Annotated in this window: 16 protein-coding genes; 7 read left to right on the top strand and 9 right to left on the bottom strand. The window is 40.1% G+C overall.

All coding sequences use genetic code 11. The annotated features are described in order from the left end of the window. Positions 1 to 25: 25 nt before the first annotated feature. Positions 26 to 916 (bottom strand): DUF72 domain-containing protein, encoded by an 891-nt coding sequence (locus tag I5349_RS02620; protein ID WP_226389173.1) that lies wholly within the window; start codon positions 914 to 916, stop codon positions 26 to 28. Positions 917 to 1,070: 154 nt separating this feature from the next. Between I5349_RS02620 and I5349_RS02615 the strand changes: the two genes are divergently transcribed. The 4 genes from I5349_RS02615 (at position 1,071) to I5349_RS02600 (ending at position 2,936) form a co-directional block, all read left to right on the top strand. After that, the gene (locus I5349_RS02615) at positions 1,071 to 1,340 is read left to right on the top strand and encodes a hypothetical protein (protein ID WP_226389172.1); all 270 of its coding nucleotides are present in this window, start codon (positions 1,071 to 1,073) and stop codon (positions 1,338 to 1,340) included. 139 nt (positions 1,341 to 1,479) lie between these two features. Beyond that, on the top strand, positions 1,480 to 1,689 hold the full coding sequence (locus I5349_RS02610; RefSeq protein WP_226389171.1) for a hypothetical protein: 210 nt from the start codon (positions 1,480 to 1,482) through the stop codon (positions 1,687 to 1,689). 11 nt (positions 1,690 to 1,700) lie between these two features. After that, the gene (locus I5349_RS02605) at positions 1,701 to 2,342 is read left to right on the top strand and encodes a hypothetical protein (protein ID WP_226389170.1); all 642 of its coding nucleotides are present in this window, start codon (positions 1,701 to 1,703) and stop codon (positions 2,340 to 2,342) included. A gap of 81 nt (positions 2,343 to 2,423) precedes the next feature. After that, positions 2,424 to 2,936 carry a YdeI/OmpD-associated family protein gene (locus tag I5349_RS02600; protein WP_226389169.1) on the top strand — a complete coding sequence of 171 codons (513 nt, stop codon included), beginning with the start codon at positions 2,424 to 2,426 and terminating at the stop codon, positions 2,934 to 2,936. A 4-nt stretch (positions 2,937 to 2,940) separates the two neighbouring features. On the opposite strand, the gene I5349_RS02595 is transcribed toward I5349_RS02600, so the two are convergent. Next, the gene (locus I5349_RS02595) at positions 2,941 to 3,126 is read right to left on the bottom strand and encodes a hypothetical protein (protein WP_226389168.1); all 186 of its coding nucleotides are present in this window, start codon (positions 3,124 to 3,126) and stop codon (positions 2,941 to 2,943) included. A 133-nt stretch (positions 3,127 to 3,259) separates the two neighbouring features. Continuing rightward, complete coding sequence (locus I5349_RS02590; RefSeq protein ID WP_226389167.1) at positions 3,260 to 4,783, bottom strand: DUF4394 domain-containing protein; 1,524 nt, start codon at positions 4,781 to 4,783, stop codon at positions 3,260 to 3,262. Positions 4,784 to 4,949: 166 nt separating this feature from the next. Between I5349_RS02590 and I5349_RS02585 the strand changes: the two genes are divergently transcribed. The 3 genes from I5349_RS02585 to I5349_RS02575 all read left to right on the top strand — a co-directional run bounded on the left by I5349_RS02585 (position 4,950) and on the right by I5349_RS02575 (position 6,152). Then, positions 4,950 to 5,201 (top strand): hypothetical protein, encoded by a 252-nt coding sequence (locus I5349_RS02585; protein WP_226389166.1) that lies wholly within the window; start codon positions 4,950 to 4,952, stop codon positions 5,199 to 5,201. Between the two features lie 169 nt (positions 5,202 to 5,370). Further along, a complete protein-coding gene (locus I5349_RS02580) occupies positions 5,371 to 5,721 on the top strand; it encodes a hypothetical protein (protein ID WP_226389165.1) in 351 nt (116 codons plus the stop codon). 206 nt (positions 5,722 to 5,927) lie between these two features. Then, positions 5,928 to 6,152 carry a hypothetical protein gene (locus I5349_RS02575; RefSeq protein ID WP_226389164.1) on the top strand — a complete coding sequence of 75 codons (225 nt, stop codon included), beginning with the start codon at positions 5,928 to 5,930 and terminating at the stop codon, positions 6,150 to 6,152. A 185-nt stretch (positions 6,153 to 6,337) separates the two neighbouring features. Here I5349_RS02575 and rplT read toward each other — a convergent pair whose 3' ends face one another. The 6 genes from rplT to I5349_RS02545 all read right to left on the bottom strand — a co-directional run bounded on the left by rplT (position 6,338) and on the right by I5349_RS02545 (position 13,046). Beyond that, on the bottom strand, positions 6,338 to 6,682 hold the full coding sequence (gene rplT / locus I5349_RS02570; RefSeq protein ID WP_226389163.1) for a 50S ribosomal protein L20: 345 nt from the start codon (positions 6,680 to 6,682) through the stop codon (positions 6,338 to 6,340). Positions 6,683 to 6,776: 94 nt separating this feature from the next. Then, complete coding sequence (gene rpmI / locus I5349_RS02565; protein ID WP_226389162.1) at positions 6,777 to 6,971, bottom strand: 50S ribosomal protein L35; 195 nt, start codon at positions 6,969 to 6,971, stop codon at positions 6,777 to 6,779. Positions 6,972 to 6,995: 24 nt separating this feature from the next. Further along, the gene (gene infC, locus I5349_RS02560; protein WP_226389161.1) at positions 6,996 to 7,538 is read right to left on the bottom strand and encodes a translation initiation factor IF-3; all 543 of its coding nucleotides are present in this window, start codon (positions 7,536 to 7,538) and stop codon (positions 6,996 to 6,998) included. 88 nt (positions 7,539 to 7,626) lie between these two features. After that, the gene (gene thrS / locus I5349_RS02555; RefSeq protein ID WP_226389160.1) at positions 7,627 to 9,591 is read right to left on the bottom strand and encodes a threonine--tRNA ligase; all 1,965 of its coding nucleotides are present in this window, start codon (positions 9,589 to 9,591) and stop codon (positions 7,627 to 7,629) included. 114 nt (positions 9,592 to 9,705) lie between these two features. Then, positions 9,706 to 10,410, bottom strand: coding sequence for a TrmH family RNA methyltransferase (locus I5349_RS02550; RefSeq protein ID WP_226389159.1), 705 nt, complete (start codon positions 10,408 to 10,410; stop codon positions 9,706 to 9,708). Continuing rightward, on the bottom strand, positions 10,410 to 13,046 hold the full coding sequence (locus I5349_RS02545) for a DNA gyrase/topoisomerase IV subunit A (RefSeq protein WP_226389158.1): 2,637 nt from the start codon (positions 13,044 to 13,046) through the stop codon (positions 10,410 to 10,412). Before I5349_RS02545 ends, I5349_RS02550 begins: the two co-directional genes overlap by 1 nt. Between the last annotated feature and the right edge of the window lie 13 nt (positions 13,047 to 13,059).

The raw sequence follows: 13,059 nt of genomic DNA, 5'->3' as shown, positions 1-13,059 counted from the left end.
GGAAGTAAAAAACGCAATCATCATATCAATCGAATAGAGACCCTACACTTCCCATCTTAGGCACAGGTATATCTAGCGCAAGTGCTTTATTTAATCCCTTAATGAAATGTGCTGATAAAAGTGGGGATTCGAGCTCTACATTTTGATGTACAAAGAAATAAAGCTTTTGCAAACCCTGAGATCTCCAGACTTTGATACGCTCTATCCACTCATCGAGTCTATCATAGTCTTTAGCGTGATTAGCACCTACATAGCGGATAAATGCCACATCATTTGTCAGGCGCATGTGTAGCATATCTCTCCTACCCGCAGTATCTACGATGATATTTGCTTGATTGGCAGCTATGAGTGCTTCAGACAGCGCATCAGCTATTTCTGCTTTGCTAAACCAATCTTCATGTCTCACTTCTACGGCAAGTGGAATACCCTTTGGAAAAGATTTGATAAAATACTCCAGTTTAGGCCATTCATTTGGTGAAAATTTATCATGAAGTTGAAGAAAGACAGATCCTAGTTTATCTTCAAAATGACTGATCGCATCACAGTACATTTCAACGGCCTGATCCACATCTTTCAAACGACTAAAGTGACTTATAGAATTGGTAATCTTTGGAAAAAACTTAAAGTGTTCTGGCGTTTTATTAGCCCAGACATCTACTTGTGCAGCACCAGGCATATTGTAAAAAGTGGAGTTCATCTCGATCGAATTAAATTGAGTAGCATAATAGGCTAACTCATCTTTTACGCCCTTTGGATAAAATCCCTTTAAATCTTTCTTATTCCACTTAGCGCACCCTACATACACTTCCAAATTTTGATCAGATGGATATCGACTCAAAACCTCTTTGGTCTGTAGATGATCTGGTGGCAAATTGAAGTTAACATTATCAGGATCATCAACTTTTCCGAATATCATAATGGGTTTCTTTAGTTTATCTTAACACTCCTAAAGTAGGAAAAATCAGGCTTTTGAACATACCATGAAGTGAGATTTGAATAAGCTAATAAAGCTTGAAAATCTTGAATAAATGCCTGAAAAAAGGTATAATGACTAAACTTACCATCAAAATATGTCTCATCAATCATGCTCCATTTGCCGTACAGCGGTCAAGCCAAATAACCGCTATCCTAACTATGTCTGCTCAACCTGTGCTACCAAAGCTACCGATCAAAATGGAAAGTTCCTAAAGTTTAGCAATCTCGACTATCACGGGGGATTCTTAGCTAAGTATCAGGAATCAGGTGAGCTTTATAACAGTCATACATGCTACATAGATGGCATAGCATGCCACGCAGATGAAGCTTATTTTGGAGGAATAGTTATTGAAAAGATATCTTAATTACAGGTTTCACAAAATATTTAATCACATATTTTATAATGATCCATCCTTAATTCTAAAGTCTTTGTGACTCACACTTTTTTATTTTAATTTTATTCTTTCAATAGCAACAACTTAATCTAACAAAACAACTCAACAAATGAAAAAGAAAGCCCTCCTACTACCAGTCATTGCGTTAATGTTTGCTTGTACTGGTGAGAAAAAAGCAGAAGAGTCAGCGGAAGCTACTCCCGAACAAATAGAAGTCATCGAGCAATCTACTGAACAGCTAGAGCAATCCATCGAGTCATCTGAAGCAGAAATGTCGCAAACTCAAAGTGATATTGACTCATTATTAAACGACATTTAAATACTGTAACCATGAAAAAAATCATCGTATTAGCCCTCTCTTTAAGCATCACAGCATTTGGTGCTTATGCACAAGGTCAAGGTAAAGGCCCTCAAAAAGAGAAAATGGAAAAAGCTCAAGCTAAAGGCAAAAAAGCTACTGATGAAGTAGAAAAAACTGCTGATAGCTTACAGACCAAAGGAAAAGAAAAAGCTAATGAGCAAAAGGAAGCTGCTCAGACAAAGAAAAATGAAGCGAAAGAAAAAGCAAATCAAAGCTTGGACAGTCTATCTGAGGCAACTGCAGATAGTGTAAAAGCTAAAGGCAATGCTTATGGTAAAAACAAAGGTGAGATGTCAGGTAAGGAATTTGGTCAAGCTAGAGCGGCAGAAGCCAAAGCAATGGCTACTGAAAAAAGAGCCATGGCAGAAGCTAAAATAAAAGCTCAAGAAGATCAAGTGAAAGCTAATGAGGAGAAAATTCAGGCTGCAAAAGAAAAAGTAAAGCAACAAAAAGAAAAAGGAGAAATCACAGCCGCAGAAGAAGCTGCTAAATCTGAAAAAATCAAGCAGGCAGAAGAGAAAGTGAAGAAAATGAAAGAAATCGTGGAAAAGAATAAGAAGGAAGTTGAGGAGCTGAAAAAGAAAGTCGAAGAGACAGAAGCTGATCAGTAATCCAATGCTATCAAAGTATCAATGTCATAAGACTGCCAAGCTCATCACTGGCAGTCTTATTTTTTATATTTTTCAAATGTCATGATGCATATTTTCGAAAGTATACTTGAGAAATTTGACTCCAATCTATGGCAATATCACTTGCCCATTCCAGAAGAAATAGCCCTGAGTTTGATCATAGGAGATAATAAGCGTGTCATCTGCCGACTCAATGAACAAACTCACTATCAAACTGCCTTGATGAAGTCTACAGACTATTGGTATGTTCTTGTCAATAAGGAGATAAGGACGAAACTAAATATTTACGAAGGTGATAAAGTCAATGTTCTACTAGAAAAAGATCACTCAGAATATGGGCATGAAGTCCCAGAAGAGCTACAAGTCTTATTCGATCAAGAGGGAGAGGCTTATAAGATATTCAAACAATTGACGATGGGTAAGCAAAGGAGTCTCATCTATATCGTCACATCAGTCAAAAACTCACAAAGCAGACTCAATAAATCACTTGCTATCATCCGACATCTCAAAGAATCGGAAGGTAAACTAGACTTCAAGCAGCTAAATACCCTCATCAAATACTACAACAATTTATGAGAAGCTATGTATGACAAGTCTCACAACATTTTATTTGAGATCGATTAGCTTTAGCAGCTGATATAGCAGCAGCTGTTTCCTCAAATCTCCCAAGGAAAAGTCTATCCAGTGGAATATCAGGACAGCCTTGAATATGAATTCGATATACACCTTCTTTGTCAGGTCTGCGATCAATGTAGTAGATCTTCATAAGCGTACGTTTGGACTACAGCAAGCTAATACTCCTAAAATGCCTCTACAATACCCATAAGTAGGTATATTCAACAAAACGAAGGAGCCCCCTCCGAAGAGAGAAGCTCCACGTCTAACCACAAACGGTTCGCTTAAAAGCCTAATCCAAGCGCCATTGCTTGTGCAGCAAATTGGAAATCTGCTACCTTGGTGGCAGCGCCAGTACTTAGATTGATGCGATAAACACTTGTTGTATTACCCACTGTCAATAATCCATAGCCTTCATTTGAAAGCCCCCCTATGTCAAAGCCATTGGCTGAAGTGACATCGATTCCTAGTGCGCCTATGGGTACAAGTACCCCATCATTTGGTGGGTCTTGTCTATAAAGCATGTCGTTTTCTGAATCAATGACATAGAGCACTGTACTCGTTGTGCCTGCAAAACTATTGGTATATGCTGCTGCCGTGACACTTGGTGTTCCAGGGTTGAGATCTCCATCGGTAGCGACTACTGTACCAAGGTCTGGATGCAATCTTAGGTTTTGTCCAGTATTGCTGACCAGCCTGATTCTATCTACTGTAGGGTTAAAATCAAAGCCAAATGCCTCCCCTTCTAACTGTGGAGTTAATCCATCTCCAACGGCAGTCAATTGTCCATTAGCTGTGTTGACAGTATATAACTGGCTCATACTAGACAAAGCATACAATTGACCATTGACAGGTCTGAAATCTAGACCTATAATCGTCTCGCCTTCCATCAAACCTGCAAATGCTATTGGGTTCATAGAGGCTGTAGTAGGATTAAAACGTTGCAACTGATTGTCAGCTGTACTAGCGTAGGCTACAGGTTCAGTTTTGATCGCTAAGCTAATCACTGGCTGACCAAAAGTACCAACCCACTCAGCTGCTCCAGATTCTAAATTGATTGTGTATAGTCTGCTATCAACATCATTTCTCACTACTGCCAAGGCAACTTCATTATCCGATTGGATGTCAAATGCTCCAACTCCTTCAAAATCAACTCCAAGGTCTCCCACTTCTTGTAAACCTCCATCATTTGGTGGATTTTGTAAGTAAATTTTATCAGCATTAAAGTCTATATCATAGAGCTGCGTACTGCTAGCTCCAGCCACGCTATTTGTATAAGCTACCGCTCTTATGCTAGGCGACATCCCACCATTGATTGAGCCGTCAATAGCTACTACAGTACCTAGTTCTGGATGCAATCTCAGATTTTGTCCATTGCCAGTTACGACTCTGATACGGTCTACTGTAGGATTAAAATCCAATGAAGCTACTTCACTAGCTAGAGCAGGGCTAAATGATGACTGACCAAGTGCAGTAGCTGCTCCTGAAGTCTCATTGATGATATATACTCTGCTGGAGGACCCAAGTGCATAAAGCTGTCCCGTAGCTGGGCGATAATCAATACTTAGAAGGCTTTCACCACTAGCTAAGCCACTTACTTCTACTGAGGAAGTTGGATTGTTTAATTGATCTGCATTGTACCAAAGTATTCGATTGTCTTCTGTGAGGGTAGTGATCACCACTTCAGGTGCCATCCCAGGCATCTCTACGGGTGCTGGTGTGTCATCATCGTTGCATGAAAAAATCACTCCTGAGAGCACTAATAATCCTGCTAAACGAAGGCTGTTTTTTAGATTGTTATAAGACATGATATAAATGATTTTAGGTTAACGCCTTATATACGAAGCGATCTAAACCGCTGGATCTAGCTAGATGATTATTTTCACATCAGTATGATTATCAAGCATTTCAAACCATTATACTTTTGATTTCAAAAATTTTCTTTTATAATTATGTAACAAAACAAACAAACTTATGGAAAACACAATAACCACAAATCAACACAATCAAATGACAGTAGGTGACTGGGTAGTCACGATGCTGATCACTTTTGTCCCTTTAGTCAATCTCGTCATGTTGTTTGTATGGGCCTTTGGAGGAAATGCACACCCTAGCAAAGAAACATGGGCTAAAGCTAGTCTCATCTGGCTGGCTATAGGAATAGGTCTTTATATTCTGCTTTTTATGTTTATAGGGGCTGCATTCTTATCCTCACAGAGTTATTAACCTAAAGTCATATCAATACGAAAGGCGCATCTTCATCAGGTGCGCCTTTTTTAAAGTATTCATTAACAACACTTCCCAAGTCAGATATCAGCGTTTACTTCAAACAATATAAGCTTACAAAGACTTTAGCGATACTAAACCTCTGTAAATGAGCCAAAAATACTCGCTAATGAAAAGTAGCTTACTTATACAGCGCATTTTCAATAAACTACTTTCCGCTCATACCAAAGAGCATATTGAGCGCATATTCCTAGTTTTCGCTATCATAGGCTTCTTAGGACATCTGGCCTTGATCTATTTGGTGAATCATGACTTTATACACTTTAGTGAGGAGGTTGAACAGGAGTTTTTTCAAAATCCGATAGCAGCTATTTACACCCCATTTTCTTTCATTTTGATCTATGAGGTTTACCTCTTGGTATTTTATATCCCTCAGTCAGTCACTACCTATGTGAGAAAACAATACGAAATCATCACGCTGATAGTCATCAGAAGACTTTCAAAGACTTTGCAAACTTAGAACTCTCAATTAACTGGCTAGATATCAAAGGTGATCTCCAGTTTACCTATGACATCATTCTGTCTTTTTTACTGTTTTATATCATTTACTTATTTAAGAAAAATATCCCTCAATCGCAGCTTACAGTTGAGCAAGAAGTAAATTTTAATTTTTTCATCACACTAAAAAAGTTACTAGCCATTTTGCTAGTTCCAGGACTAGTATTCATGGCAGCTTATTCTCTGACTGACTGGATAGGAACACTCAGTTGGTCCTCAGATATGAAACTCTTATCCTCTGGAGAAGTAGAAGTCAATAACATCTTCATTGAGGAGTTCTTCAATATCCTGATCATCGTAGATGTGCTTTTACTCTTGATGTCATTTTTTATACAGACAGTTTCCATAAGGTCATCAGAAACTCAGGCTTTATCATCTCTACCATATTACTGAGACTTTCATTTTCAGCAAGTGGCTTGGTAAACACCGTTTTGATATTCTCCTCTCTTCTATTCGGATTATTTATTTTATTGATTCACAATCAGTTTGAGAAGCTCAAATCAAAAGATTAAAAAATATAGTGCATAAAAAAATCCCAGTCAAAAGACTGGGATTCTCAAAATATCGATAAGATCGACTTACTTTACTTTGTCTACGATCGCCTTGAAAGCTTCAGGGTGATTCATCGCTAAGTCAGCCAATACCTTTCTGTTCAATTCGATGTTGGACTTCTTCAAAGAACCCATGAACTGAGAATAAGACAAACCAAACTGCCTTACACCCGCGTTGATTCTTTGGATCCAGATTTTTCTGAAATCTCTCTTCTTCGCTTTTCTATCTCTATAAGCGTACTGAAGACCTTTTTCATACTTGTTTTTGGCTACTGTCCATACGTTTTTACCTCTTCCGAAGTAACCTCTCGTAGCTTTGAGGATTTTCTTTCTTCTTGCTCTTGAAGCAACTGCATTTACCGATCTAGGCATAGTGTTGATTTTTTGATTCTTGGCGGCTCATTTGCTCTTAAAGCCAAGCATCTGGTGAAACATTTAAATAAACCTTTTTTAGAAGGGGAACTGATCAGATACGTAACATATCTTTTACTCTTCCTTCGTCAGTCTTGTCTACAAGACCCATGTGCGTCAAAGCTCTTTTCGCTTTGGTGGTTTTCTTGGTCAGGATGTGGCTTTTGAAAGCATGCTTTCTTTTGATTTTGCCAGTACCTGTCAATTTAAACCTTTTCTTCGCTCCAGATTTGGTTTTAACTTTAGGCATTTTATTTATTTAATTAAAATTGAATTATTTCTTAGCTGCTTTAGGAGCTACGAAGATATGCATTCGCTTACCTTCCATTTTTGGTAGTTGCTCTACTTTGCCATAGTCTTCTAGTGCTTGGGCAAATTTCAACAACAACATCTCTCCTCTTTCCTTAAATACGATTGTTCTACCCACGAAATGCACATAAGCTTTCACTTTTGCACCTTCCTTCAAGAAATTGATCGCATGCTTCAATTTAAAATCAAAATCGTGATCATCTGTGTTAGGACCAAATCTAATCTCCTTCAGTACAGTCTTAGCAGCATTGGCTTTGATCTCCTTCTGCTTCTTCTTTTGCTCGTACTTAAACTTGGAGTAGTCGATTATCTTACATACAGGAGGACTAGCATTAGGAGAGATCTCTACTAGGTCTAAGCCTTGCTCCTCTGCCATTTTGATGGCTTTGTCTGTGGCTATCACTAGGTTGCCATCGGGAATATTGTCTCCTACTAGCCTTACCTCTCTTACCCTAATTCTGTTATTAATCTTGTATGGTTCTTCGACCGGCTTGAATCTACCTCTCACTTAGTTGATTTACGTTTAACTTTGATTTTACAATTAGTCTGCAAATATCCGAAAAATTTCTCTTCAATAAAAAGAAACCTACGAACATTTATTTCTCAGTGTCTGTCGCAGACAATGATTTTTGGATAATTTCTTCAAAATAACGAATGAAATCTCCCACCTTGAAAGACCCGATGTCTCCCTCACCATGTTTCCTCACAGAAACCATGCCTTCTTCCATCTCTTTCTCCCCAACGATCAACATAAAAGGGATTTTCTTTACTTCTGCATCTCGGATCTTACGACCAATCTTCTCATCTCTGTGATCGATATTTCCTCTGATATCTGCTTCTTGCAGTTGATTGTAGACCTTCTCAGCATAGTCAGTAAACTTCTCTGAGATCGGTAATACTGCTATCTGCTCTGGGCTCAACCATAGTGGAAAATTACCCGCGCAATGCTCTATCAATACCGCTACAAATCGCTCTAATGAGCCAAAAGGCGCTCGGTGGATCATCACTGGACGATGCTTTTGATTATCTGCGCCTATGTACTCTAGTTTGAAGCGCTCAGGCAATTGATAATCGACCTGAATAGTCCCTAACTGCCAGCTTCTGCCTAGGGCATCTTTAACCATGAAGTCAAGCTTAGGGCCATAGAAAGCCGCTTCACCCAACTCAGTGACAGTACGCAAGCCTTTCTCTGCTGCTGCTTCGATGATCGCAGTCTCTGCCTTCTCCCAAGCTTCATCAGCACCAATATATTTAGCTTTGTTTTCTGGATCTCTAAGTGAAATCTGTGCGGTGTAATCTTCAAATCCCAAAGCAGAAAAAACATAGAGTACAAGGTCAATTACCTTAGTAAACTCCTCCTTCACCTGATCTGGACGACAGAAAATATGTGCATCATCTTGCGTAAAACCTCTCACACGAGTCAATCCATGCAACTCTCCACTTTGCTCATAGCGGTATACTGTACCAAACTCCGCAAATCGAATAGGAAGCTCCTTGTACGAACGTGGCTTAGTCTTATAGATCTCACAGTGGTGTGGACAGTTCATCGGCTTGAGGAAAAACTCCTCTCCTTCATTTGGTGTGCGAATCGGCTGGAAAGAATCTGCACCATACTTTTCATAGTGGCCAGAAGTCACATACAGTTCCTTGCTACCAATATGTGGCGTCACTACCGGCTGATAACCTGCTTTGACTTGTGCCTTACGCATGAAACTCTCCAAACGCTCACGTAGCATGGTACCCTTTGGCAACCAAAGAGGAAGTCCCATCCCAACTTTCTCAGAGAACGCAAATAGCTCAAGCTCTTTACCCAGTTTTCTGTGGTCACGCTTCTTAGCCTCTTCGATCATCTCTAGGTATTCTGTCAGCTCTTTTTGCTTCATGAAGCTGACCCCGTAGAGTCTTGTCAGTTGCTTATTTTTCTCATCTCCTCTCCAGTAAGCACCTGCTACGTTAGTGATCTTAGCCGCTTTGATAAAGCCTGTATTAGGAATATGCGGCCCTCTGCATAAATCTGTAAAGTTACCTTGCTGATAAAAAGTGATCGTCCCATCAGCGAGGTCCTTGATCAGGTCTAATTTATACTCATCCCCTTTTTCTGTAAAGTAGCGAAGTGCCTCAGCTTTACTTACTTCAGTTCTGATAAACTCATTCTTTTGACGAGCTAGCTCAAGCATCTTCTGCTCGATCTTTTCCAACTGGCTAGCATCAAAGTCCATATCGCCAAAGTCTACATCATAGTAAAACCCTGTATCAATCGATGGACCGATGCCAAATTTGATTCCTGGATAAAGCGCCTCAAGCGCTTCAGCCATCAAGTGAGCAGATGAATGCCAAAAAGTAGCTTTACCTTCCTTGTCCGACCAAGTGAGCAACTGCACGGTAGCATCACCATGAATAGGACGTAGACTGTCCCATACTTCTCCATTTACTTTGGCAGCTAATACATTTCTCGCTAAACCCTCGCTGATACTAAGAGCGATTTCGTAGCTAGTGGATCCCTTAGGATACTCTCTCACAGTACCATCAGGCAATGTGATTTTGATGATTTCTTGTAACATGTTTTAATCTTTGAATGAAAAATCACCTAAACAAACAGGTGACCTATAGAATAGCGCAAATATGCAAATATCACGCTGCAATGCGAAATATTAAGGACAAAGAATCTACTTTACTCAATCTTTTGATTTCAATTGATTCTTGTAAAAAGCCTTCAAATGTGTAGGTGCATGTTTAACAATCTCAAAATACCACTCTTGGCGGAGTGCTTGCTTTTCTTCTTCTGTTAAAAAAGTATCAATCTCTGGCATCAAGTCAAGCTTACGCTGTAGCTCAGAAAGGCAAATCGCAGCAGTCACTGAGATATTAAAACTCTCTGTAAAGCCTCTCATCGGCACGTATACCAGTCCATCAGCCTGAGCGATCACTTCCTCACTGACGCCTGCATGCTCATTACCAAAAACTAAAGCGATCTTTTGATCAGGGATAATATCTGCTAAAGGTTGACTATCAGCCACTGGAGAAGTCGCTAAAATCTTATACCCTGAGGCACGTAACTTATCAAAACATGTAGTGACATTAGACTGATCGCTCATAGGATACTGATGCAGTGTCAACCACTGAGCAGCACCTCTGGTCACATATGGATTGACTTTATAGCCTTCTTTGCCTTCTATGATATGAATATCTTGTACACCAAAACAGTCACAAGTCCTCAACACGGCACTGGCATTGTGTGGTTTGTAAATATCCTCCAACACTACTGTGAGATACCGGCTACGCTGAGCCAGTACCTCTTCTATCTTTTGCTTTTTATGATCAGTGACGTATTGCGCCAAGTATTCGATCAGCGCAGGATCTACTTTATCTGGTCTATCCATTAAAACAATTCTGGTTGGCTATCTTCCCCATCTGGCTTTCTAAGGTCTAAACTAATCGTTTGACCTACACCAAACCCTGCGTTATCCGAACTATCTGCACCACCCGTTTTAGGACTTGGTGCAGGAGTTTCTTTCTTGGATGGTATGAGCTTCACTGATTTCACTTCATGGATCGATAGCTTGTTTCCTACTGCTTTCCAACCTTTGACATCGATCAGCATGTCTACATCATACTCATTGGTTTCTTTGATTTTCTCTTTACCCTTTATGACAGACACCTCGATCTGCGCCTGCTTATCTGTTGAGACCACCATGAGTTTAGAGTTTCTTGCCTCACTGATGAAGTTAAACTTCTTATTGGCAGTAGAAGTCTCAATGAGAAAACGTTTTACATAATAGTTTTTACTAGCCCCATCGAAATAAACTGCTGACACCACAGCCTCAGGATCAAACTTCTCTATCAGCTGGATTTGCTCCGCTTCGTATCGGTTAGTCAATTCGTAAGAAGTGATTTCATACTCTCCATTCTTGTAGAATACAATGATCTGATCATTGCCTAAGAAGTTGCCCAAATGTCTACCTCTTTGGTCTGTGTTTAGTCGGCCGATAGACTCATCGTAGTAGATATCAAGTCCTCCAAGTGTAGAAGCACCTTCCATCTTGAGTTGGATCTTTCTCACAGGATACTTAGTTAGGATATTACCTCCCGCACCACGACCCTTGATCTCTATGGTAGCAAAGTCAAAATCAAATACCTTGATACGTGCCTTAGCACCTGCGGTCAAGAATACTGTGACAATCTCTGCCTCACCATTTGGATTGGCGGTAAGGTACATGACTTTAGAGCCTTTAGTCCCCTTGGTCAGGTCATACTCCTTATCCCTTGTGACACCAAGGATTTGAAAACGCTTCACCATAGTCTTGCCAGACTGTCCATCTAGGTAGATGAGGTTGTACACCATGCGCTCATCTCCTTTTCGGAAGATACCAGCATAGAGAATGTCCTTACCAACAAAGACCTTTTCTTGAATCTTAGTGACCAGGCAAACACCATCTCTTCTAAAGACGATGACATCATCGATATCCGAACAGTCAGTGACAAACTCATCCTTTTTCAGACCATAGCCAATGAAACCATCCGCTCTATTGATATAAAGTTTTTGATTATTAGCAGCCACAGCACTCGCTGCAATGGTATCAAATGCCTTGATCTCCGTCTTACGTTCTCTACCTTTACCATACTTCGTGAGCAGGCCTTTGTAGTAGTCAATAGCATAATCTGTGATATTCGCTAGGTGATGATTGACTTCTGCCAGCTCATCTTCCAAGCGCTTCATGAGTTCATCAGCCTTGAAAGCATCAAACTTAGAAATACGCTTGATCTTGATCTCTGTCAACTTGATGATGTCCTCTTGGGTGATCTCTCGATAGAACTGTGGCTTGTAAGGTGTCAATCCTTGATCTATAGTCTGCAAGACTGCTTCCCAAGTTTCACACTCTTCTATGTCTCTATAGATTCTATTTTCTATAAATATTTTTTCCAAAGAGGAGAAAAGCAACTTTTCTAAAAGCTCACCCTTTCTAATCTCAAGCTCCTGTGTGAGTAGACTAACAGTTTGTTGGGTATTGTACTTGAGGATATCATTGACACCAATGAAAACAGGCTTATCGTCAATGATCACGCAGGCATTAGGCGATATGGATACTTCACAGTCTGTGAAGGCATAAAGCGCATCTATCGTGATATCAGGAGACGTACCTGGTGCTAACTGAATAGCGATCTCTACATCCTTAGCAGTATTATCTACTACCTTTTTGATCTTGATCTTACCTTTGTCATTGGCCTTGATGATAGACTCTATCAAACCTGTAGTAGTCGTGCCAAATGGGATGTCTTTAATCAGAAGCGTCTTATTATCTGCTTCTTCGATCTTAGCACGCACCTTTACTCTACTACCTCTTAGGCCTTCATTATATTCCGAAAAGTCTGCCTGACCACCTGTAGGGAAGTCTGGGAAAATATTGACTCGCTTTCCTTTGAGTAAATCTATAGACGCTTGGATCAGTTCGCAGAAGTTATGTGGAAGTACTTTAGTAGATAAACCTACTGCGATACCTTCAACCCCTTGCGCCAGTAGCAATGGAAACTTTACTGGAAGAGTGATAGGTTCTTTCTTTCTACCATCATAAGATAGCTGCCACTTAGTAGTCTGAGGGTTAAAGACCACATCGAGCGCAAATTTAGATAGCCTAGCCTCTATGTATCGAGAAGCTGCTGCACCATCTCCCGTTCTGATATCACCCCAGTTACCTTGCGTATCAATCAATAGCTCCTTTTGGCCCATATTGACCATGGCATCACCGATAGAAGCATCACCATGTGGGTGATATTGCATGGACTGACCGATGATGTTCGCTACTTTGTTGTATCGACCGTCATCCATCTCCTTCATCGCATGCAGAATTCTACGCTGCACAGGCTTGAGACCATCCTCTATCGCAGGAACAGCACGCTCCAAAATAACATACGAGGCATAGTCTAAAAACCAGTTTTCATACATCCCTGTCACTGGCAGTGAATCATGTAAACTGTCGTTTTTCTCTTCTTCAGGTTGGTTATTATCTAATTCACTCATGTTGATTATATCT

Source organism: Penaeicola halotolerans, from assembly GCF_016464625.1.
Taxonomy (GTDB): domain Bacteria; phylum Bacteroidota; class Bacteroidia; order Cytophagales; family Cyclobacteriaceae; genus Penaeicola; species Penaeicola halotolerans.
Note: the sequence above shows the minus strand (reverse complement) of the source record. Positions and strands in the feature narration are given on the sequence as shown.